Here is a 20,993-nt window from a genome sequence, read left to right on the forward strand (position 1 = left end):
CGCTCGCGGGCTGCTGGACCTAACGTTCGCTCTGGGGCGTGACGCGCAGGACTTCTTCCACGGTGGTGAAGCCGGCGGCGATCTTTTGCGCACCGGACAGCCGCAGGCTGCGCATGCCTTCCTTGAACGCCTGCCGCCGCAGCGCGGTGATGTCGGTATCCGCCGTCACCAGTTCGCGCAGACTATCGGAGAGGGTGAGGATTTCGTATACCCCGGCACGACCGCGATAGCCGGTGTCACGACATTCCGGGCAACCCACCGGCTGCATGGCGCCGGTGGGCAGCGGGGCGTTCCACGGCTTGGTCAGTTCCTGCCAGGCGGCCGGGTCCAGTTCGGTGGGCGTCTTGCAGGCCGGACAGAGGGTCCGCACCAGCCGCTGGGCCATGACGCCGAGCACCGTGGCGCGGATAAGGTAGTAGGGCACGCCCAGTTCGATCAGGCGACTCACCGAGCTGGGAGCATCGTTGGTGTGCAGGGTGGAGAGCACCAGGTGCCCGGTCAGGGCCGCCTGGATGGCCATCTCGGCGGTTTCCAGGTCGCGGATCTCGCCGATCATGATGATGTCCGGGTCCTGCCGCATCAGCGCCCTGACGCCACTGGCGAAGGTCACCTCGATGTTGGGCTGCACCTGCATCTGGTTGAAGGCGTCCTCCACCATCTCGATGGGATCTTCGATGGTGCAGACGTTGACCTCGGGCGTGGCCAGCTGCTTGAGGGTGGTGTACAGCGTGGTGGTCTTGCCCGAACCGGTGGGACCGGTGACCAGGATGATGCCGTTGGGTTGCCCGGTCATGCCGGCCCAGCGGCGCAGGTCGTCGGCGGAAAAGCCGAGCTGGTCGAAGCTCTTGAGCAGCACGTCCGGGTCGAAGATCCGCATCACCAGCTTTTCGCCGAAGGCGGTGGGCATGGTCGACAGGCGCAGTTCGACTTCCTTCTCGCCGGCCATGCGCGTCTTGATCCGGCCGTCCTGGGGCTTGCGCTTCTCGGCGACGTTCATGCGGCCGAGGTTCTTGATCCGGCTGACCACCGCCAGGGTGACCTGGGCCGGGAACTGGTAGACGGTGTGCAGCACCCCGTCGATGCGAAAGCGCACCGCGCCCTGCTCGCGACGCGGCTCGACGTGGATATCGCTGGCGCGCTGCTGGAAGGCGTACTGGAACAGCCAGTCGACGATGTTGACGATGTGGGCGTCGTTGGCATCCGGCTCGCCATCGGCGGCGCCGAGATTGACCAGCTGCTCGAAGTTGCCGACGCCGCTGGTCTTCTGCTCCACCGCCGAGGCGCCGGTGACCGAGCGCGCCAGGCGAAAGAATTCCTGGGTGTAGCGGGTGATGTCCGCCGGGCTGGCCACCACGCGCTTGATCGGCCGCTGCAGCACATGGGTGAGGTTGCTTTCCCAGCTGTGCACGAAGGGCTGGGCGCTGGCCACCGTCACCTCGTCCGGGCTCACCGCCACGGCGAGGATCTTGTTGCGCTGGGCGAAGGCGTAGGACATCAGCGGGGTGACCGAGGCCACGTCCACCTTGAGCGGATCGATGCGGTAGAAGGGCTGGCCCGAATACTCGGCGAGCCAGCGGGTGAGGCTGTCCAGATCCAGCTTGCGCCCCGGGCGACTGAGGTCGTCCACGCTCTGCGCCGCCAGGAACTCCAGCGGATGCTGCTGCGGATTGGCCGAACCGCGGCGCAGGAGCAGGCACTGTTCGGCGGTCTGCTGGTCGATCCGCTGCTGGCTGACCAGCTCGCGCAGGATGTCGCCCAGGTCGAGCCAACGATCAGCGGAAGGGGAAGCTATGGCGGACATCTGGACTCCTTGAAAAGGTGGTCGCACTCGGGGTGGCGCCCGGTGCCTGACCGGGGACGACCCGCCTGCGCTACCCGCCAGGTTGGTCGCCTCCTCCAGCATAGCGATTTTGTATTAAGGAATCGCTCGCGGCCTTGTGCCATCAGGATGGACGGCCGGATGCGCCAGCCGTTCCCGCCATTCGGCGGCTCAGGCCAGGGCTTTCCAGGGCGCCAGGCCATGGACCAGGCGCGCCTGCTCGGCCACCCCGGCGAGATCGCCATGGGCGCTCAGCGGCGCCAGCTTGCCCAGTTCGCCATACAGCCGATCGGCTTCGGGCAGGTCCAGCGCGCCCCGCGCCAGGTGCAGCCAGACCTGCATGCGCTCCAGGCGCGGCAGCTGCTGCTCGATCAGCTCGGGTTCGGTGATGGCGCGCAGCAGCGGCAGCTCGGCCGCTTCCAGGGCGAGGAAGCGCGGCAGCCACTGGCCCAGGGGCGTCGCGCCCTGGCGTTCGCCACGGCCGGTGCGGCCCTGGGTCCAGGCGCGCTCGTGCAGCCAGCGCGCGGCGCGCAGGGAGAACAGGCCCCAGCGCGGCTGCTCCAGTTCGGCGGCGAAGCGCTGCGGTGCCTGGCGGCGGGCTTCCTCGTCGTCCTGGCCGATGGCCGCCAGCGGGCGCCAGTCGGCGAGCAGCTCGTCGAGGGTCTGGCGCAGGTCGCGGCTGGTGGCCCGCGGCGCGGCCTGGCCAAGGCTGCCGAGCAGGGCGCGCAGGTCGATCAGCTGGTGCACCCAGTCCACCAGCAGGCGCCAGTGGCCATTCCAGCGATACTGTTCGGCCAGGCGCTGGCTGCCGGCCAGCAGGTGTCCGCCGAGGCGGGCGACGGCCTCGTCCAGCGGCGTCTCGGCGTCGAGTTCCGGCGCAGAGAGGTAGAGGGTGTAGCTCGCCGCATCGTGCAGGCGATAGCCACGCTCGGCCTTGCTGATGTCGCAGGGCATCAGCGGGAATTCGGCGGCCAGTTGCTCGGCCAGTTCCAGCAGCGCGGCCGGTTCGCCCTGGCGCAATTCCAGCTCGATCTCGGCGATGGCCTCGCGCTGGTCGCCGGCACGCACCTCGCCCTGGTCGAGGGCGACTTCGATGATGGTTCGGGCCTTGCCCCGGCCCCAGGCGATCTCCGCGGCGTCGCGGACGAAATCGGTGTCGAACACCGGCTGCAGGCGGCGCAGGTCCAGGTCGGCCAGTTCCGCCGGCCAGCAGCTGTCGTCGAACAGCGCGGTGTCCAGGGTGGCATCGGCCAGCGGCCATTCCCACTCGTTGCGCTCGGACAGCCCGGCCAGGCTCTGGCCGCGACTCTTGAGCGTCTGGATGAAGCGCTCGCCATCACGCCGCACACGCAGGGCGACCTTGGCGTGGGCCAGGTCGCGGGTGTCGGTGTCGTAATAGCAGTTGGACAGCTCGTGGCGCTGCCAGCCGTCCTTGCAACGCTTCTTCAGCAGCGGATGAGCGCGCAGGGCGTCGAGGGTGGCCGCACTGGCGCGCAGCTTGATTTCGGTTTCTTTGGCCATTGGAGGATCCTGGCGCCGGAAGAGAACGGTCCGGCTCCGTGCCGAGCGCGTCATGACGACGGACGGCGAGAACGTGGGCGCTAGTTTAGCCCGTCCCGCCCCCCTGGCGCATGAAGGTTTCATCGCGCGGCGGATGGCGCCATGATGGAGGCGTGACCAGGAGACCCCGCATGACCCTGCCCGCGCTGAAAGCTCTGTTCTCAACCCTGATCGCCGAAAGCTCGGTGAGCTGCACCCAGCCCGCCCTGGACCAGTCCAACGCTGGCGTCATCGCCCGCCTGAGCGACTGGTTCGGCGCCCTGGGCTTCGCCTGCGAGACCCAGGAGGTAGCACCCGGCAAGTTCAACCTGATCGCCACCCTGGGCAGCGGGCCGGGCGGTCTGGTGCTGGCCGGCCATACCGATACCGTACCCTATGACGCCGCGCTCTGGCAGGCCGATCCCCTGCGTCTGCGCGACGCCGACGATCGCTGGTACGGCCTGGGCAGTTGCGACATGAAGGGCTTTTTCGCGTTGATCCTCGAGGCGGTACGCGACCTGGATCCGCGCCAGCTGCGCCAGCCGCTGATCGTGCTGGCCACCTGCGACGAGGAATCCTCCATGGACGGCGCCCGGGGACTGGCCGAAGCCGGCCGCCCCCTGGGCCGCGCCGCAGTGATCGGCGAGCCGACCGGATTGCGGCCGATCCGCCTGCACAAGGGCATCCTCATGGAGCGCATCGACATCCTCGGCCAGAGCGGCCACTCCTCCGATCCGAGCCTGGGCCACAGCGCCCTGGACGCCATGCAGGCGGTGATGGGCGAGCTGCTCGACCTGCGCGCCCAGTGGCAGCGCGAATACCGCAATCCGCTGTTCCTGGTGCCCCAGCCGACGCTGAATCTGGGCTGCATCCATGGCGGCGACAATCCCAACCGCATCTGCGGCCAGTGCGCTCTGGAATTCGACCTGCGCCCCCTGCCGGGCATGCAGCCCGAAGCCCTGCGCCAGGCCATCCGCGGGCGGCTGCTGCCGGTCGCCGAACGCTTCGGGGTGCGGATCGACTACCAGCCGCTGTTTCCCGCCGTGCCGCCCTTCGAGCAGCCCGCCGAGGCCGAACTGGTGCGCCTGGCCGAGCGTCTCACCGGCCACCGCGCCGAGGCCGTGGCCTTCGCCACCGAGGCGCCCTATCTGCAGGCGATCACCCAGGAGGTGCTGGTGCTCGGCCCCGGCGACATCAGCTGCGCGCACCAGCCCGAGGAGCACCTGGCGCTGGCGCGGATCGCGCCTACCGTCGAGCTGCTGCAGCAGCTGATCGGCCACTACTGCCTGGGCGCGGCCGCCGCGGTCCGATGAACAGACCCGCGCGTCCGGCGTGACTTTTTGTAAACTCCAGACGGTCTACTGAGGCTGTCTGCCCATCCGCTCCCTGTCGAGGAACCCCCGTGCTGCGACGACGCTGAACGCCCTGCCTGCCCTCGTTCACCCTCCCGCCTATCCTCCAAGGGTCTTCGTCTCGATGCACGAATACGTCAACTGGCTTCGCCACGCCTCGCCCTATATCAACGCCCACCGCGACGCCACCTTCGTCGTCATGCTGCCCGGTGACGGCGTCGCCCATCCCAACTTCGGCAACATCGTCCACGACCTGGTGCTGCTGCACAGCCTGGGCGTGCGCCTGGTGCTGGTGCACGGCTCCCGTCCGCAGATCGAATCGCGCCTGGCCGCGCGTGGCATCGAGCCGCGCTTCTACAACGACCTGCGCATCACCGACGGCCCGACCCTGGAAGCGGTGATCGATGCCGTCGGCAGCCTGCGCAGCGCCATCGAGGCGCGCCTGTCCATGGACATGGCCGCCTCGCCCATGCAGGGCTCGCGGCTGCGCGTCGCCAGCGGCAATCTGGTCACCGCACGCCCGGTCGGGGTGCAGGATGGCGTCGACTTCCACCACACCGGCGAAGTCCGCCGCATCGACCGCCGCGGCATCGGCCGCCTGCTCGACGAGCGCACCATCGTGCTGCTCTCGCCACTGGGCTATTCCCCCACCGGCGAGACCTTCAACCTGGCCTGCGAAGACGTCGCCATGCGCGCCGCCATCGACCTGGGCGCCGACAAGCTGGTGCTCTACGGCGCCGAACCGGGCCTGCTGGACGAACACGGCGCCCTGATCCGCGAGATCGGCCCGCAGCAGATCCCCACCCATCTGGCGCGCCTGGGCAGCTCCTACCAGGCCGAACTGCTCGACGCCGCCGCCCAGGCCACCCGTGGCGGCGTACGTCGCTGCCACATCGTCGGCTACGCCGAGGACGGCGCCCTGCTCACCGAACTCTTCACCCGCGCCGGCAGCGGCACCCTGGTGGCCCAGGAACCCTTCGAGACCCTGCGCGAGGCGACCATCGCCGACGTCGGCGGCCTGACGGAGCTGATCCGCCCGCTGGAAGAACAGGGCATCCTGGTGCGCCGTTCCCGCGAGGTGCTGGAGCGCGAGATCGAGCAATTCAGCATCGTCGAACGCGAAGGCCTGATCATCGCCTGCGCGGCGCTCTATCCCATCGCCGACTCGGCGGCGGGCGAGCTGGCGTGCCTCGCGGTCAATCCCGACTACCGCCACGGCGGTCGCGGCGACGCCCTGCTGGCCCGCATCGAACAACGCGCCCGCGAGCGCGGCCTGAGCACCCTGTTCGTGCTCACCACCAAGACCGCCCACTGGTTCCGCGAACGCGGCTTCGAACCCAGCAGCGTGGAGCGCCTCCCTGCGGCGCGGGCATCGTTGTACAACTTCCAGCGCAATTCGAAGATCTTCGAGAAGGGCTTGTAGGCGTGCGCCCGTAGGTTGGGCTGAGACGGCTGCATCGTCGAAGCCAATAGCGCCAAGCCCCACCGTCATCGCGGCCATGGGCCGCTCCTACAGATTCAAGGCACGCCTGTAGGAGCGGCCCATGGCCGCGATAGCGCCAGTCCCAACGGAAACCGCTGCAAGGCGGAGCTGGCTCTTCCTGCATCGATACCGGAAGGCGCCTTCACAACCATCGATTCGCCCGCTGGCGTTTGGAGACGTAGCGTGGAAAACCGCGCAGCGTTTTCCACTAATGGGCACCGCCGCTCTCAGTGGACAAGGCTGCGCCGTTGTCCACGCTACGGGCTACGGGCTGTTCAGGGTTCTTCATCCAGAACCTCCAGGCTGGCGAATCGCCCCGTTCAGCAGGGCGAGCGCCAGTGTCGTGAAGTGGGTCGAGCCGCATGGATGCGGCGAGAGGTCCAGTGGGCCATGGACGGCCCATCTGGACCGACCCCGGAACGGCGCTGGCGTGAGCGAAACGTAGCGTAGCGAAGTAACAGCCGTAGGCTGGCCCGAAGGGCGAGCAACGCGAGTCACCCGGAGCGCAGCGGAGGGCCGGATGGTCGGGGCAAACGTTTTTGCTTACTTTTTTCCGGGGCGCGCAGCCGCGACTGAAAAAAGTGAGTCGCCCGAGGAGGCGAAACAAGAGCCATCAGCAAAGCACGACAATCAGCTAAGGCACCAACAAGCTCTTCGGCACTTGGCACCGCAATGTTGGGCTTCGCTCTCGCTCAACCCAACCTACGCATCTACACCCCGATCGTCGCCAGAATGCTCGCCTGATACGCCGCCACGAAGGTATCGAAATCCCCCTGGGGCGCCGCCTCGATCTCCGCCTGCTCTTCCAGCGACTGGCGTGCCATCTGGGCATAGCAGGCCTGCTCGCCGGCGCTCAGCGGGTGGCTGGCGAAATAGGCCGCATGAGCCTCGCTCTGGCGCAGGCCGAAGTCGGCGAAGCTCTCGCCTCTTTCGCGCAGCTCCTGCAGCACCCGCGCCGAGGGGGTGAGGCGGACATCGGCGACCTTCTGCCGCTGCACCGCCACCGCCCGGCGATGGGCGTCGCCGCCCAGGCTGGCGTCCAGGGTCTCGGCGCAGCGCTCGATCTGGTCGAGCATCTCCGCCGCCCAGTCGATCATGGTCACCGAGGCGCCATGGCGCTGCAGGCGCAGGCCCGGCTTGCGGCCTTCGCGCACCACGCTGGCGAAGTTGTCGGTGCATTCGCTGCACTCGCCGTTGAGCGGCGGGCTGCCTTCCAGGGCGCAATAGAGCAGGAAGGCGTCGAGGAACAGCGCGGCGGTGGTATCGATGCCCAGCGGCAGGAAGGGATCGATGTCCAGGCAGCGCACCTCGATGTACTGCACGCCGCGCGCCATCAGCGCCTGCACCGGCCGCTCGCCGCTGCGGGTGACGCGCTTCGGGCGGATGGTGGCGTAGTACTCGTTCTCGATCTGCAGGATGTTGGTGTTGAGCTGCACCCACTCGCCGTTCTGGTGCGTGCCGATCTCCGCATAGGGCGGGTAGGGCGTACCCACCGCGCGTCTCAGGCTCTCGGTATAGGTGGTCAGGTCGTTGTAGTCCGGCGTCAGGCTGGCCTGGGCGTTGCTCTGATAGCCCAGGTCGCTCATGCGCAGGCTGGTGGCATGGGGCAGGTACAGGGTCCGCTCGTCGAGGGTCTGCAACCGATGTGGCCGACCCCGCAGGAAGCCTGCGTCCAGCGCCGGCGAGGCGCCGAACAGGTACATCAGCAGCCAGCTGTAGCGGCGGAAGTTGCGGATCAGGGCGATATAGCGCGCCGACTGGTAGTCGCGGGCATCGCGGGCGTCACCTTCCTGCTGGCGCAGAAGTTCCCAGGCCGCTTCCGGCAGCGAGAAGTTGTAGTGGATGCCGGCGATGCACTGCATGGTGCGGCTGTAGCGCAGAGCCAGGCCGCGGCGATAGACGTGCTTGAGCCGGCCGATGTTGGAGCTGCCGTAGTCGGCGATGGGGATCTCGTCCTCCGCCGGCAGCGCACAGGGCATGGAACCGCTCCAGAGGCGCTCGCCGTCGAGTTCGGCGACCGCGGCGCGATGCACCCGATCCAGCGCGTCCAGCACCTCGGGCGTGCGGGTACCGGTGGGGGTGATGAATTCGAGCAGGGCCTCGGAGTAGTCCGTGGTGATCTGCGGATGGGTCAGGGCCGAGCCCAGCGCCCGGGGATGGGGGCGGCGGGACAGCTGGCCACGGGCGTCCACCCGCAGGGTCTCGCGCTCGATGCCGTGCAGGCATTCGGCGAGAAGGGTGGGATCAGCGCCGAGCAGGGCCAGGCGGCGGGACAGGATATCGCTCAAGTTGACTTCCTATGGCGGTACTCGCCCCGGGCAGGGTAGAAGAAACCGACTGAAATGAGGGTTGCCGGCCAGGGCCGACGCGGGGGCAGCAGTCACTGCTGCGGTCCGGGTTCAAGCCTCAGACCGCAACCCGCTCAGTTGTCTCCCAGCGTAGCTCAGGCGACGGCAAAGGGCGATATGCGCCGCTTCGCTGCCGCCCGCTCTGGCCGGTCACAGACAGGCGAAGGTCGCCTGGGCCAGGGCGATCAGCTTGTCGCCCTGATGCACCTGGGCTTCCAGCACATGGGTCTTGCGGCCCGGGTGGATTACCCGGGCGCGGCAGACCAGTTCGCCGTCGCTGACGCCACGCACGTAGTTGACCTTGCATTCCAGGGTCACGCTGCCGGCCTGGCCATCGAACAGGCTGTGGCTGGCCTGGCCCAGGGCGGTGTCGATCAGCGAGAAGATGGCACCGCCGTGCAGCTTGCCGTGCAGGTTGATGAGCGTGTCCTGCACGCTCATGCGCACCTCGGACTCGCCACCCTCGGCCTTGTGGATGGTCATGCCCAGCAGGGTGCTGAAGGCGCTGTCTTTGCCTGCAAGAGAACCGCTCATGCCTATTTCCTCAGTTGCTTGGCGTTGGCGAACAGGGACGCCATGGCATTGTTGGCCGGCGCGGCCTGGGTCTGGCGCGGGGCGCCCTTGTCGGTGCGCGGCTTGCCACCGTTGCCGCGGGCCTGGCCGCCGGGCTTGCCGTCGACCTTCTCGCCGGGGGTGTCACCCATGCGCATGGACAGTCCCACGCGATTGCGCGGCACGTCCACCTCCATCACCTTGACCTTGACGATGTCGCCCGCCTTGACCACCTCGTAGGGATCCTTGACGAACTTCTCCGACAGCGCACTGATGTGCACCAGGCCGTCCTGGTGCACGCCGATGTCGACGAAGGCCCCGAAATTGGTGACGTTGGTGATGACGCCCTCCAGCACCATGCCGGGCTTGAGGTCGGAAAGCTTTTCCACGCCGTCCTGGAACACCGCGGTCTTGAACTCCGGACGCGGATCGCGCCCCGGCTTGTCCAGTTCCTGGAGGATGTCGGTCACCGTCGGCAGGCCAAAGCTCTCATCGGTGAACTTCTTCGGATCCAGGCGCTTGAGAAAGGCCGAATCGCCGATCAGCGAGCGGATGTCGCGGCCGGTGTCGGCGGCGATGCGCTGCACCAGGGGATAGGTCTCCGGGTGAACGGCCGAGGCGTCCAGCGGATTGGCGCCGCTCATCACGCGCAGGAAGCCGGCGGCCTGCTCGAAGGTCTTGTCGCCCAGGCGCGGCACCTTCTTCAGGGCCTCACGTGTGGCGAAGGCGCCGTTGGCATCGCGGAATTGCACGATGTTCTGCGCCAGGGTGGCGTTGAGCCCGGAGATCCGCGCCAGCAGGGCGGCGGAGGCGGTATTCACGTCCACGCCCACGGCGTTCACGCAGTCTTCCACCACGGCGTCCAGGCTGCGCGCCAGCTTGAGCTGGGAGACGTCGTGCTGGTACTGGCCGACACCGATGGACTTGGGCTCGATCTTCACCAGCTCGGCCAGTGGATCCTGCAGGCGGCGGGCGATGGACACGGCGCCGCGCAGGGAGACGTCCAGCTCGGGGAATTCCCGGGCAGCCAGTTCCGAGGCGGAATACACCGAGGCGCCGGCTTCGCTGACCATCACCTTGGTCAGGCCGAGTCCCGGGTACTTGCTGATCAGCTCGCCGGCCAGCTTGTCGGTCTCGCGGCTGGCGGTACCGTTGCCGATGGCGATCAGGTCCACGCCATGCTTGGTGCAGAGCACGCCGAGGGTGGCCAGGGTCTGGTCCCACTGATTGCGCGGCGCATGGGGATAGACGGTGTCGGTGGCCAGCAGCTTGCCGGTGGCGTCCACCACGGCGACCTTGCAGCCGGTACGCAGACCCGGGTCCAGCGCCAGGGTGGTGCGCGGGCCGGCCGGTGCGGCCAGCAGCAGGTCGTGCAGGTTGCGGGCAAAGACCGCGATGGCCTCTTCCTCGGCCTTTTCGCGCAACTCGCCGAGCAGGTCGGTTTCCAGGGAAGTATAGAGCTTGACCTTCCAGGTCCAGCGCACCACCTCGGAAAGCCACTTGTCCGCGGCGCGGCCCTGGTTCTTCAGCTCGAAATGCGCGGCGATCAGGCCTTCGCAGGGATGGGCGATGCCCGGGCCTTCTTCGCCGAGCTTGAGCGCGGCGCTGAGGATGCCCTCGTTGCGGCCGCGGAAGATCGCCAGGGCGCGGTGCGAGGGCACCGCCTTGAAGGGCTCGTCATGCTCGAAGTAGTCGCTGAACTTGGCGCCTTCGGTCTCCTTGCCAGGCACCAGTCGTGCGCTGAGGATGGCGTCCTGCTGCAGGACGCCGCGCAGCCGCGCCAGCAGGTCGGCGTCTTCGGCGAAGCGCTCCATGAGGATGTACTTGGCGCCTTCCAGGGCGGCCTTGACGTCCGCCACGCCCTTGTCCGCGTCGACATAGCCGGCGGCTTCGGACTCCGGGGTCAGGGTCGGATCCTGCAGCAGCGCCTCCGCCAGCGGGCCGAGACCGGCTTCCAGGGCGATCTGGCCCTTGGTGCGGCGCTTCTGCTTGTAGGGCAGATAGAGGTCTTCCAGGCGAGTCTTGGTGTCGGCCAGGTTGATCTCGCGGGCCAGTTCGGGGGTCAGCTTGCCCTGCTCCTCGATGGAGGCCAGCACCGCGCCGCGGCGCTCTTCCAGCTCGCGCAGATAGCGCAGCCGCTCTTCGAGATGACGCAGCTGGGTGTCGTCCAGGCTGCCGGTGACTTCCTTGCGGTAACGGGCGATGAAGGGCACGGTCGACCCTTCGTCGAGCAGGGCCACGGCGGCGGCGACCTGTTGCGGGCGGGCGCCGAGCTCTTCGGCGATGCGGCTATTGATATCCATCGGGCTACCTGGCTTGCACGAGAAAAAGCGGGCGGCAGTATACCCGAGCCCGCCGGAGCCCTGCCTCCCATGCCGGCACCGCCACCCCGGAGTGGGCAAAATCTGCTAACAATGGCCCAATGCCGCGGTCGGATGGCCTACGGCATAATCCAGTGCTAGATCACAAGGAGATATTATGAGCACCCCCGTTGCCCCGGAAGGTGAAAAGATCCTGGTCGTCGACGACGACGCCCGGTTGCGTCGCCTCTTGGAGCGTTTTCTGGCCGAGCAGGGTTATCGCGTGCGCACCGTCGAGAGCGCCGAACAGATGGACCGCCTGCTGGCGCGCGAGGTCTTCAACCTGGTCGTGCTGGACCTGATGATGCCCGGCGAAGACGGCCTGTCCGCCTGCGGCCGGTTGCGCGAGAGCGGCAACCGCATCCCCATCATCATGCTGACCGCCAAGGGCGACGAAGGCAGCCGCATCCAGGGCCTCGACCAGGGCGCTGACGACTATCTGGCCAAGCCCTTCAATCCGCTGGAGCTGGTGGCTCGCATCAAGGCCGTGCTACGCCGTCAGGCGCCGGTGGTGCCCGGCGCCCCCGCCGGGACCGACGAGGTGGTGACCTTTGGCGACTACGCCCTGCACCTGGCCACCCGCGAACTCAAGCGCGGCGAAGAGACCCACATGCTTACCACCGGCGAATTCGCCGTGCTCAAGGCACTGGTCGACCACGCCCGCGAGCCGCTGACCCGCGACAAGCTGATGAACCTGGCCCGCGGTCGCGAATGGGACGCCCTGGAGCGCTCCATCGATGTGCAGATCTCGCGCCTGCGCCGGATGATCGAACCCGATCCGTCCAAGCCGCGCTATATCCAGACCGTCTGGGGCGTGGGCTACGTCTTCGTACCGGACGGCGCCGGCAAATAAGCTCTCACCGCCACACTTAGGTGTCGACGATACAGAGCGTGTTCAAAGTCTTGCGAGCTAGAGTCAAACGAGGCGAAAAGACCTGAGGAAGCTGAGTTTACAAGGCGTAAATGAGCATTCCGAAGGTCTTTTCAACGCTGTTTGGCCGACGCGCAGCTGACTTTGAATAGGCTCAGGCGAACAGCCCCTGATGCACGCCGATCAGCAGGAAAATCCCCAGCAGCGCGCGATAGATGATGAAGGGCCAGGTCGAGAAGCGCTCCAGAAAGCGCATCAGGCCCCAGATCGCGGCAAAGGCCGACAGGCTCGCCACCAGCAATCCCACCAGCAGCAGCGACCAGGCTTCGGCCGGGATGTGCGCGTGCCAGAGCACCACCAGCTCTTTGAGTCCGGCCAGGGCGATGGCCGGCAGACCCAGCAGGAAGGAGAAGCGCGCGGCTTCTTCGCGACGCAGATTGAGGAACATGGCGGCGGTCAGGGTCGAGCCCGAGCGGGACACGCCCGGAATCAGCGCCCCGACCTGGGCGATCCCCACGATCAGTGCATCGCGCAGCCGCATCTGCGAGATGTCCCTGTTGTGCCGGCAGATCCGCTCCGCCAGCGCCAGCAGCGCGGCCATGGCCAGGCAGGCGTAGCCGATGACGCTGAGGCCCCGCAGCGGCGAGTCGCAGGCGTTGAGCAGGGGCGCCAGCAGCAGACCGGCGATGCAGATGGGAATGGTCGCCAGCACGATCATCACCGCCAGCAGGAAGTCCGGGCTGTCGAAGTCGCGCTGGCGCACCGCGGCCAGGCTGCCGCGGGTCACGCCACTCACATCGCGCCAGAAATAGCTGATCACCGCGGCCAGCGCCGCCATCTGCATGGCGGCGGAAAAGGCCGAGCCGGGGTCGCGCCAGCCGAGCAGGGCCGGTACCACCCGCATGTGCGCCGTGGACGAAATGGGAAGCAGCTCGGTGATACCCTGCACCACGCCGAGAAAGGCGATCTGCGCATAGCTGAGCGAGGCGAAGCCGATGTCCAGGCCGGTCTGGCAGATGTCGGACACGAGAGAACTCCAGGTTGAAGGGAAGAAATGGACGAACAAATGTATCCGAATGTGTCCGCGTCCGGTGGCCTATCTGGACCCTGCAATCCCAGAGGTTGTGATGGCTTTCGCGCCGTTTTGCGCGGAAATCCGGACCGATGAAGGCGCCCAGCTGGTTTCCCCAGAGTTTTTTCGCCCGCTCGCTGTGGATGGTCCTGCTCGCGGTGCTGTTTTCCAAGGCGCTGACCCTGGTCTATCTGCTACTCAATGAGGACGTCCTGGTCGATCGCCAGTACAGCCATGGCGCGGCCCTGACGCTCAAGGCCTACTGGGCCACCCCGGAGTCCGAGCGACCGCGCATTGCCCAGGCCGCCGGTCTGCGCTACGAATCACCGGAAACCGTGCCGGCCGGGGAATACCACTGGCCCTACAGCGAGATCTTCGAGCGCCAGATGAAACAGGAACTGGGCGAGGAGACCGAGGTGCGGGTGCGGGTCCAGCACGGTCCGGCGCTCTGGGTGCTGGCGCCGAGCCTGGGACCGGACTGGATCAAGATTCCGCTGATGGCCCACCCGCTGCGTGGCCAGCACATCTGGAGCGTGCTCGGCTGGTTTTTCGCCATCGGCCTGCTGTCCGTGGGCGCCGCCTGGGTCTTCGTGCGGCAGCTCAACCAGCCCTTGCGGCGCCTGGTGAACGCCGCGCGCGAGCTGGGCAAGGGCCGCAGCGTGCGGCTGCCGGAGACCGATGCCCCGAGCGAGATCCAGGATGTCTACCACGCCTTCAACCAGATGGCCGAAGACGTCGAGCAGGCCGGCCGCGAACGCGAACTGATGCTGGCCGGGGTCTCCCACGACCTGCGCACGCCCCTGACCCGCCTGCGTCTGGCGGTGGAACTGATGCCGCCGGCCGAGCGCGAAGAGGCCGAGGACATGATCCGCGACATCGAGGACATGAACGCCATCCTCGACCAGTTCCTCGCCTTCGTCCGCGATGGGCGGGACGAACCCCAGGAGCTCACCAACCTCAACGAACTGGCCCGCCAGGTGGTGGCGCCCTACAACCAGGAGACGGAGCGGGTACGGCTGATGCTGGACGTGCTGCCGCCACTGCCGGTGCGGCGCATCTCCTTCAAGCGGCTGCTGACCAATCTGGTGGAAAACGCCCTGCGCCATGGCGGCGGTGGCGGTATCGAGGTGGTCGGGCAGGTCGCGGGCTCCGCCACGGCGCCCTATGTCGCCCTGAGCGTGATGGATCGCGGTCCCGGCATCGATCCCAAGGATCTGCAGGACATCTTCAATCCCTTCACCCGCGGCAATCGCGCCCGCACCGTCAGCGGTTCCGGGCTGGGCCTGGCCATCGTCAAGCGCATTGCCGCGCAGCACGGCGGCAGTGCCGAGCTGCGCAATCGCGAAGGTGGCGGGGTGGAAGCCCGGGTGCTGCTGCCCCTGGGCCTGCTGCTGCCCCGCAGCGCCAGCTGACGCCGAACGCTGCTTCTGCACTTTGTAGGAGCGGCCGCATCGGCGGACCGCCATGGCCGCGATGCTGTGACATAGCGAAATGGCCTCGACATCGGGCTCGCGCGCGATCTATCAGGAGATAGGGAGGTTGGGCCAGACGCCAGCGTAGCCCAACCTCCCAAACCACGGCCTCAGCCCTTGCCCTTGGTCCGTGTCAGCCCCGGCTCGGCGTTCTTTTCCAGGTATTCGATGATGATCCCGGCCACGTCCTTGCCGGTGGTCTGCTCGATGCCTTCCAGGCCGGGCGAGGAGTTGACCTCCATCACCAGCGGGCCGTGGTTGGATCTGAGGATGTCCACCCCGGCCACGCTCAGGCCCATGGCCCGGGCCGCGCGCAGGGCGGTCATGCGCTCCTCAGGGGTGATCTTGATCAGGCTGGCGGTGCCGCCACGATGCAGATTCGAGCGGAATTCCCCGGGTGCCGCCTGGCGCTTCATCGCCGCGATCACCTTGTCGCCGACCACGAAGCAGCGGATGTCCGCACCGCCCGCCTCGCGGATGTATTCCTGCACCATGATGTTCTGCTTGAGCCCCATGAAGGCCTCGATCACCGACTCGGCCGCCTTCTCGGTTTCGCACAGCACCACGCCGATGCCCTGGGTGCCTTCCAGCACCTTGATCACCAGGGGGGCGCCGTTGACCATCTGGATCAGGTCCGGTACGTCGTCCGGCGAGTGGGCGAAGCCGGTCACCGGCAGGCCGATGCCCTTGCGCGAGAGCAGTTGCAGGGAGCGCAGCTTGTCGCGCGAACGGCTGATGGCCACGCTCTCGTTGAGCGGAAAGACGCCCTGCATCTCGAATTGGCGCAGCACCGCGCAGCCATAGAAGGTCACCGAGGCGCCGATGCGCGGGATGACCGCATCGAAGCCTTCCAGCGGCTTGCCACGGTAATGGATCTGCGGCTTGTGGCTGGCGATGTTCATGTACGCGCGCAGGGTGTCGACCACGACCACCTCATGGCCGCGGCTGACGCCGGCCTCGACCAGGCGCCGGGTGGAATACAGGTTGGGGTTACGCGAGAGAACGGCGATTTTCATGGGGCACCGGAGGCCGGAGTAAGGGACAACTGAGGTTTGTCTTGCGCATAGGAGACGGCCGGATTCACCAGCAGGCCACCATCGATCAACGCCTTTGAGCCGAGCAGCATGCGATAGCGCATGCTCTTGCGGCAGGCCAGGGTGAATTCCACCGGCCACTGGCACTCGCCCAGGGCCAGCAGGGTACGGATGACGTAACGGGTCTGGGCGATGCCATTGGAGCTGCGAATGGTCTTTTTCGCCACCAGCGGCGCTTCGCAATGGCGGTGCCGGGACTGGACCAGGGTGCCCAGGTGCACGGTGAATCTCACCCAGCGCTCCTTGCCGCGCATGAACGGCTGGACTTCCGTCGCATGCAGCGCCGAGGTACTGGCGCCGGTGTCGATCTTGGCTCTCAGCCCGACCACGCCCAGATCGGGCAGGGCCACCCACTCACTCAGGCCGATAATGACCGGTTCGGCGGAATTGCTCATCGCTGCTCCTTGAAATCAGTGGCCTCCGCCTAAATGTTGCGGATCAACGAGCTGCTTGAAGGCTGGTTTGGCGAACAGATAGCCCTGCATCAGCTCAATCCCGAGGTCCCGCAGGCAATCGCGTTCAGCAACGGTCTCCACGCCTTCGGCGATCACCTGGGTGCCCAGTTCGCGGCACATGACGATCAGGTTGCGCACGATGGTCCGTCGCACCTGATCCTGGTCGATGCCGCGGATGAGCGCCATGTCGAGCTTGACCAGGTCCGGCTGGAATTCGGCCAGCAGGGTCAGGCCGGAATGACCGGCGCCAAAGTCGTCGATGGCGGTCTTGAAGCCGAATTGCTGATATTCGCGCAGGATGTGCGTCAGGTGGTTGCTGGCCACGTGTTCGGTTTCCACCGTCTCGAAGATCAGGCGCTCCAGGGGAAAGCCATGCTCGCGCGCGGCGGCCAGGGTGCTGCGGATGCACAATTCCGGACGATAGACGGCGTTGGGCAGGAAGTTGATCGAGAGACTCTCCTGCATGCCCAGGGCCGCCGCGGTGGCGATGGCCTTGGTGCGGCAGAGCTGGTCGAATCTATAGCGGTTGCTGTCGGTCACCTGATTGAGCACCGACAGTGCGCCTTCGCCGCCTGGTCCGCGCACCAGCGCTTCCCGGGCGAAGACCGCGCCCTTGCCCAGATCCACGATGGGCTGATAGGCAAAATCGAAGTCGAAGCCCAGGGGTTCCGACTGCTGGCACCCCGCGCAGCGGGTCTGACCGGTCAGGTCGGAAGGAAAGAATGTGGTCATGGCTCTCCAGAGGCGCGCTTGCAGCGTCGGTCCGATGGTTTAGAGTTCTTGAGAAGAGTCTAAGACCCAATAGGGGACCTTTTATTCGATGTATGCAGTAGATCACACTGAAGAACGGATGCGCCTTGATAAATGGCTCTGGGCGGCACGTTTTTTCAAGACCCGCGCGCTGGCCAAGGCGGCCCTCGAAGGCGGCAAGGTCCAGTGCCGTGGCGAACGCTGCAAGCCCAGCAAGGAGCCGCGTGTCGGCGATGTCCTTACCATCCGTCAGGGCTATGACGAAAAGACCGTGGTGATCGTCGCCCTGTCGCAGAACCGCCGTGGTGCGCCCGAGGCCCAGCAGCTCTATACCGAGACGCCGGAAAGCCTCAAGGCGCGCGAACAGGCCGCTGCGGCGCGCAAGGCGGGCAACCTCGGCCTGCAGACCGACGGCCGTCCCACCAAGAAGCAGCGGCGCCAGATCCACCAGTTCCGCGAGTACGTCCATCCGTTCGACGACTGATCCCGTCGCGACTCGCCGGATCCTCTCAATGGCCAGGACCGCTCGGCGGCCCTGGCGTGTGCCGCAGCGTCAGGCTTCGCGGCCTCCTTCCTTATATAGGTAGTTCATGACTTCCCACGATTTCACCCAGCGCTTCCTGTTCGACGAAACCGATGTCCGCGGCGAACTGGCCACCTTGGATCGCAGCTATGTCGAGGTCCTCGCCAAGCACGCTTATCCGGAGCCCGTCGCCCAATTGCTGGGCGAGATGCTGGCAGCGGCCGCGTTGCTGTGCGGAACCCTCAAGTTCGAAGGGTTGCTCGTGCTGCAGGCGCGTTCCAGCGGGCCGATCCCGCTGCTCATGGTCGAGTGCTCCAGCGAGCGCGAGGTGCGCGGCATCGCCCGCTACGAAGAAAGCGAGATCACCGCGTCCGCCTCTTTGGGCGAACTCATGCCCGATGGCGTCCTGGCCCTGACCATCGATCCCCGCCACGGTCAGCGTTACCAGGGCATCGTCCCGCTGGAGGGCGCGAACCTGGCCGAATGCCTGTCCGGCTACTTCGCCACCTCCGAGCAGTTGCCCACCCGTTTCTGGCTGAATGCCGATGGTCGCCGCGCCCGTGGCCTGCTGCTCCAGCAGCTGCCGCCGTCACGTATCAAGGATGCCCAGGCCCGCCAGGACAGCTGGGAGCACGTCGTCACCCTGGCCGATACCCTCACCGCCGAAGAACTGCTGGGCCTCGATAACGAGGTGATCCTGCATCGCCTGTTCCACGAGGAAACGGTGCGTCTGTTCGACGAGCAACCGGTAGCCTTCAGCTGCAGCTGCTCCCGCGATCGGGCGGCCAATGCCCTGATCAGCATGGGGCAGCCGGACGTCGAGAGTCTGCTCGATGAACAGGACGGACAAATTCGGGTCGATTGTCAGTTTTGCAATGAGCAGCAGGTCTTCGACGCCGCCGATATCGCGCAGATTTTTGCGGGCGGCGGCACGCAAACCCCAGGAAATACCCGGCACTAGCCGTTGCAAAAGCCCGAAGGCTTTCTGGCATAATCCCGCAACGTGTAGTTCTGCCGTGTAAGAGCTACAAGCATGAGGAACGGCCCAGGGCCATGGGGAACGAAATGACGAAAGCCAACGTGTATACCGATATCAGCGTCGCGCAGTTAGTGGAAGAGTCCCTGCGACGTGGCGAAGGAGAGCTGGCCGCCAATGGCTCGCTGGTCGTCAAGACGGGGCATCGCACGGGGCGTTCGCCGGTAGATCGCTTTATCGTCGAGGAAGCCTCCACGCGCGACGCCATCCACTGGGGGCCGATCAACCGGCCTTTCCCGGAGGAGAAGTTCGCCCCGCTGTGGGAGCGCGTCAGCGCCTACCTGGACGAGCGTGATCAATTCGTCTCCCACGTCCATGTAGGCGCCGATGTCGAGCACTACCTGCCCGTCGTCATGCGCACCCAGACCGCCTGGCACAACCTGTTCGGTCGCTGCCTGTTCATCAATCCGGCCGAATACAATCCCCAGTCCAAGCCGGCCTGGGAGATCCTCAATGCGCCCGAGTTCGTCTGCGAGCCCGAGCGTGACGGGACCAATTCCGACGGCACCGTCATCATCAACTTCGCGGCCCGCAAGGTGCTGATCGCCGGCATGCGCTACGCCGGCGAAATGAAGAAGGCCATGTTCTCGGTGCAGAACTTCCTGCTGCCGGAAAAGGATGTGCTGCCGATGCACTGCGCCGCCAACGTGGGCGAGGAGGGGGATGTCACCCTGTTCTTCGGCCTCTCCGGCACCGGCAAGACCACCCTGTCCGCCGACCAGAGCCGCTACCTCATCGGTGACGACGAGCACGGCTGGGGCGTGGGCACCGTCTTCAACATGGAAGGTGGCTGCTACGCCAAGTGCATCGACCTGTCCGAGAAGAACGAGCCGGTGATCTGGAAGGCCATCCAGTTCGGCGCCGTGCTGGAGAACGTGGTCCTGGATCCCCAGACCCGTCAGCCCAACTATGCTGACGACAGCCTGACCCAGAACAGCCGGGCGGCCTATCCGCGCGAGCTGATCGACAAGCGCGCCGAGCACAACCTGGGCGGCGAGCCCAATGCGGTCATCTTCCTGACCTGCGACCTCACCGGTGTGCTGCCCCCGGTTTCCATCCTTAATAATGAGCAGGCGGCCTATCACTTCCTGTCCGGCTACACCGCCCTGGTCGGCTCGACGGAGATGGGTTCCGGTCCCGGCATCAAGTCGACCTTCTCCACCTGCTTCGGTGCGCCCTTCTTCCCGCGCCCGGCGGCCGAGTACGCCGATCTGCTGATCAAGCGCATCCAGGGCTTCGGCTCCAAGGTGTACCTGGACAACACCGGCTGGACCGGTGGTGGCTACGGCGTGGGCAAGCGCTTCAACATCCCCACCACTCGCGCGGTGATCGCGGCCATCCAGAGCGGCGCCCTCATCGGTGCCGAGACTCGCCATGTGCCGGTCATCAATCTCGACGTCCCGGTCGCCGTGCCGGGCGTGGACAGCGTCCTGCTCAATCCGCGCGACACCTGGCAGGATGGCGCCGCCTATGACACCGCCGCTCGGGAGCTGGCCGGCAAGTTTGTCGAGAATTTCAAGAAGTTCTCCGGCGTCTCCGAAGGCATCGTGGCGGCCGGTCCCCAGCTGTAACAGGGGGTCGCCGTCTGCAAACAAAGGCCGCCGCTAGGGCGGCCTTTGTTTTTTAAGCTTTTTTTGCGTTTTGGGGTTGCGCACTCCGTCGTGGTTGCATAAACTGCGCCCGCTTTCGCTGATAACGCTAGCGAGCGAGGCGAAAGCACTGATTGTTAAGGAGATTTTAAAAAGATCCTTGACAAGAGGAGGGCAGATGAAGAAAATGCCGCCTCACTTTGGAGGGGTTCCCGAGTGGCCAAAGGGATCAGACTGTAAATCTGACGTCGCAGACTTCGAAGGTTCGAATCCTTCCCCCTCCACCAGATTGCTAGAGCGTTTAGGCTCTGCGGGTATAGTTCAGTGGTAGAACCTCAGCCTTCCAAGCTGATGATGCGGGTTCGATTCCCGCTACCCGCTCCAGTTTGACTGGCAAATGTTTCGCTCATGTAGCTCAGTTGGTAGAGCACACCCTTGGTAAGGGTGAGGTCAGCGGTTCAAATCCGCTCATGAGCTCCATCTTAAAAAGGCAGATATGAAAATATCTGCCTTTGTTTTAATGGCGGCATTGCTTTGCTCAATTCGTGAAGGGAGAGAGTGTCGATGGCTAAAGAAAAGTTTGAACGTAACAAGCCGCACCTGAACGTGGGCACCATCGGTCACGTTGACCATGGCAAGACCACTCTGACCGCAGCGCTGACCAAAGTCTGTGCCGAT

General features: G+C 66.2%; 17 protein-coding genes and 3 tRNA genes. 11 read left to right on the top strand and 9 right to left on the bottom strand.

The genetic code is table 11. From position 1 onward, the window contains the following. Positions 1 to 19 precede the first annotated feature (19 nt). Positions 20 to 1,801 carry a type IV pilus assembly ATPase TfpB gene (gene tfpB, locus POR01S_RS09680; protein ID WP_027598246.1) on the bottom strand — a complete coding sequence of 594 codons (1,782 nt, stop codon included), beginning with the start codon at positions 1,799 to 1,801 and terminating at the stop codon, positions 20 to 22. A 189-nt stretch (positions 1,802 to 1,990) separates the two neighbouring features. Beyond that, positions 1,991 to 3,340 carry a CYTH domain-containing protein gene (locus POR01S_RS09685; RefSeq protein WP_042135385.1) on the bottom strand — a complete coding sequence of 450 codons (1,350 nt, stop codon included), beginning with the start codon at positions 3,338 to 3,340 and terminating at the stop codon, positions 1,991 to 1,993. 170 nt (positions 3,341 to 3,510) lie between these two features. Between POR01S_RS09685 and argE the strand changes: the two genes are divergently transcribed. Together argE and argA are read left to right on the top strand one after the other, a co-directional pair. Continuing rightward, entirely contained in the window at positions 3,511 to 4,671 is a 1,161-nt protein-coding gene (gene argE, locus POR01S_RS09690; RefSeq protein WP_042135387.1) for an acetylornithine deacetylase, read from the top strand. A gap of 163 nt (positions 4,672 to 4,834) precedes the next feature. Continuing rightward, on the top strand, positions 4,835 to 6,133 hold the full coding sequence (gene argA, locus POR01S_RS09695) for an amino-acid N-acetyltransferase (RefSeq protein ID WP_042135390.1): 1,299 nt from the start codon (positions 4,835 to 4,837) through the stop codon (positions 6,131 to 6,133). Between the two features lie 770 nt (positions 6,134 to 6,903). Here argA and gshA read toward each other — a convergent pair. The 3 genes from gshA to POR01S_RS09710 all read right to left on the bottom strand — a co-directional run bounded on the left by gshA (position 6,904) and on the right by POR01S_RS09710 (position 11,396). Next, entirely contained in the window at positions 6,904 to 8,481 is a 1,578-nt protein-coding gene (gene gshA / locus POR01S_RS09700) for a glutamate--cysteine ligase (protein ID WP_042135392.1), read from the bottom strand. A gap of 210 nt (positions 8,482 to 8,691) precedes the next feature. Then, positions 8,692 to 9,075, bottom strand: coding sequence for a PaaI family thioesterase (locus POR01S_RS09705; protein WP_051398714.1), 384 nt, complete (start codon positions 9,073 to 9,075; stop codon positions 8,692 to 8,694). A 2-nt stretch (positions 9,076 to 9,077) separates the two neighbouring features. Beyond that, positions 9,078 to 11,396, bottom strand: coding sequence for a Tex family protein (locus tag POR01S_RS09710; protein ID WP_042135393.1), 2,319 nt, complete (start codon positions 11,394 to 11,396; stop codon positions 9,078 to 9,080). 175 nt (positions 11,397 to 11,571) lie between these two features. On the opposite strand from POR01S_RS09710, the gene ompR reads away from it, so the two are divergent. Continuing rightward, positions 11,572 to 12,306, top strand: coding sequence for an osmolarity response regulator transcription factor OmpR (gene ompR, locus POR01S_RS09715; protein ID WP_027598251.1), 735 nt, complete (start codon positions 11,572 to 11,574; stop codon positions 12,304 to 12,306). 172 nt (positions 12,307 to 12,478) lie between these two features. Here ompR and POR01S_RS09720 read toward each other — a convergent pair whose 3' ends face one another. Continuing rightward, positions 12,479 to 13,351: an undecaprenyl-diphosphate phosphatase gene (locus POR01S_RS09720; protein ID WP_027603084.1), complete on the bottom strand. Its 873-nt coding sequence runs from the start codon at positions 13,349 to 13,351 to the stop codon at positions 12,479 to 12,481. A 137-nt stretch (positions 13,352 to 13,488) separates the two neighbouring features. Between POR01S_RS09720 and POR01S_RS09725 the strand changes: the two genes are divergently transcribed. Then, entirely contained in the window at positions 13,489 to 14,808 is a 1,320-nt protein-coding gene (locus POR01S_RS09725; RefSeq protein WP_027603085.1) for an ATP-binding protein, read from the top strand. A 170-nt stretch (positions 14,809 to 14,978) separates the two neighbouring features. On the opposite strand, the gene rimK is transcribed toward POR01S_RS09725, so the two are convergent. The 3 genes from rimK to rimA are packed head-to-tail and all read right to left on the bottom strand — an operon-like array spanning position 14,979 to position 17,149. Further along, positions 14,979 to 15,884 (bottom strand): 30S ribosomal protein S6--L-glutamate ligase, encoded by a 906-nt coding sequence (gene rimK, locus POR01S_RS09730; protein ID WP_027598254.1) that lies wholly within the window; start codon positions 15,882 to 15,884, stop codon positions 14,979 to 14,981. Continuing rightward, a complete protein-coding gene (gene rimB / locus POR01S_RS09735) occupies positions 15,881 to 16,357 on the bottom strand; it encodes a retropepsin-like aspartic endopeptidase RimB (RefSeq protein ID WP_027598255.1) in 477 nt (158 codons plus the stop codon). Before rimB ends, rimK begins: the two co-directional genes overlap by 4 nt. A 15-nt stretch (positions 16,358 to 16,372) precedes the next feature. Next, on the bottom strand, positions 16,373 to 17,149 hold the full coding sequence (rimA, locus tag POR01S_RS09740) for a S6 modification regulatory phosphodiesterase RimA (protein ID WP_042135396.1): 777 nt from the start codon (positions 17,147 to 17,149) through the stop codon (positions 16,373 to 16,375). Positions 17,150 to 17,237: 88 nt separating this feature from the next. Between rimA and POR01S_RS09745 the strand changes: the two genes are divergently transcribed. The 7 genes from POR01S_RS09745 to POR01S_RS23380 all read left to right on the top strand — a co-directional run. Further along, complete coding sequence (locus tag POR01S_RS09745) at positions 17,238 to 17,651, top strand: RNA-binding S4 domain-containing protein (RefSeq protein WP_439000737.1); 414 nt, start codon at positions 17,238 to 17,240, stop codon at positions 17,649 to 17,651. Positions 17,652 to 17,757: 106 nt separating this feature from the next. Then, positions 17,758 to 18,651 carry an Hsp33 family molecular chaperone HslO gene (hslO, locus tag POR01S_RS09750; RefSeq protein WP_007161253.1) on the top strand — a complete coding sequence of 298 codons (894 nt, stop codon included), beginning with the start codon at positions 17,758 to 17,760 and terminating at the stop codon, positions 18,649 to 18,651. 104 nt (positions 18,652 to 18,755) lie between these two features. After that, the gene (locus POR01S_RS09755) at positions 18,756 to 20,297 is read left to right on the top strand and encodes a phosphoenolpyruvate carboxykinase (protein WP_042135398.1); all 1,542 of its coding nucleotides are present in this window, start codon (positions 18,756 to 18,758) and stop codon (positions 20,295 to 20,297) included. Between the two features lie 220 nt (positions 20,298 to 20,517). Continuing rightward, a tRNA-Tyr gene (locus tag POR01S_RS09760) sits at positions 20,518 to 20,602 on the top strand. Between the two features lie 23 nt (positions 20,603 to 20,625). Next, positions 20,626 to 20,699, top strand: a tRNA-Gly gene (locus tag POR01S_RS09765). Between the two features lie 20 nt (positions 20,700 to 20,719). Continuing rightward, positions 20,720 to 20,795, top strand: a tRNA-Thr gene (locus POR01S_RS09770). A gap of 84 nt (positions 20,796 to 20,879) precedes the next feature. After that, the coding region (locus POR01S_RS23380) for a GTP-binding protein (protein WP_255211820.1) at positions 20,880 to 20,993 on the top strand (114 nt) is incomplete at its 3' end.

This window comes from Pseudomonas oryzihabitans NBRC 102199 (assembly GCF_000730625.1).
In the GTDB taxonomy this organism is placed as follows: domain Bacteria; phylum Pseudomonadota; class Gammaproteobacteria; order Pseudomonadales; family Pseudomonadaceae; genus Chryseomonas; species Chryseomonas oryzihabitans.

Bases quoted from the DNA above. Each gene is read 5' to 3' on its own strand.
- rimB (WP_027598255.1), bottom strand. From the start codon at position 16,357: ATGAGCAATTCCGCCGAACCGGTCATTATCGGCCTGAGTGAGTGGGTG.
- ompR (WP_027598251.1), top strand. From the start codon at position 11,572: ATGAGCACCCCCGTTGCCCCGGAAGGTGAAAAGATCCTGGTCGTCGAC.
- rimK (WP_027598254.1), bottom strand. From the start codon at position 15,884: ATGAAAATCGCCGTTCTCTCGCGTAACCCCAACCTGTATTCCACCCGG.
- POR01S_RS09685 (WP_042135385.1), bottom strand. From the start codon at position 3,340: ATGGCCAAAGAAACCGAAATCAAGCTGCGCGCCAGTGCGGCCACCCTC.
- tfpB (WP_027598246.1), bottom strand. From the start codon at position 1,801: ATGTCCGCCATAGCTTCCCCTTCCGCTGATCGTTGGCTCGACCTGGGC.
- POR01S_RS09710 (WP_042135393.1), bottom strand. From the start codon at position 11,396: ATGGATATCAATAGCCGCATCGCCGAAGAGCTCGGCGCCCGCCCGCAA.
- POR01S_RS09745 (WP_439000737.1), top strand. From the start codon at position 17,238: ATGTATGCAGTAGATCACACTGAAGAACGGATGCGCCTTGATAAATGG.
- hslO (WP_007161253.1), top strand. From the start codon at position 17,758: ATGACTTCCCACGATTTCACCCAGCGCTTCCTGTTCGACGAAACCGAT.
- argE (WP_042135387.1), top strand. From the start codon at position 3,511: ATGACCCTGCCCGCGCTGAAAGCTCTGTTCTCAACCCTGATCGCCGAA.
- POR01S_RS09705 (WP_051398714.1), bottom strand. From the start codon at position 9,075: ATGAGCGGTTCTCTTGCAGGCAAAGACAGCGCCTTCAGCACCCTGCTG.
- argA (WP_042135390.1), top strand. From the start codon at position 4,835: ATGCACGAATACGTCAACTGGCTTCGCCACGCCTCGCCCTATATCAAC.
- rimA (WP_042135396.1), bottom strand. From the start codon at position 17,149: ATGACCACATTCTTTCCTTCCGACCTGACCGGTCAGACCCGCTGCGCG.
- POR01S_RS09755 (WP_042135398.1), top strand. From the start codon at position 18,756: ATGACGAAAGCCAACGTGTATACCGATATCAGCGTCGCGCAGTTAGTG.
- POR01S_RS09725 (WP_027603085.1), top strand. From the start codon at position 13,489: ATGAAGGCGCCCAGCTGGTTTCCCCAGAGTTTTTTCGCCCGCTCGCTG.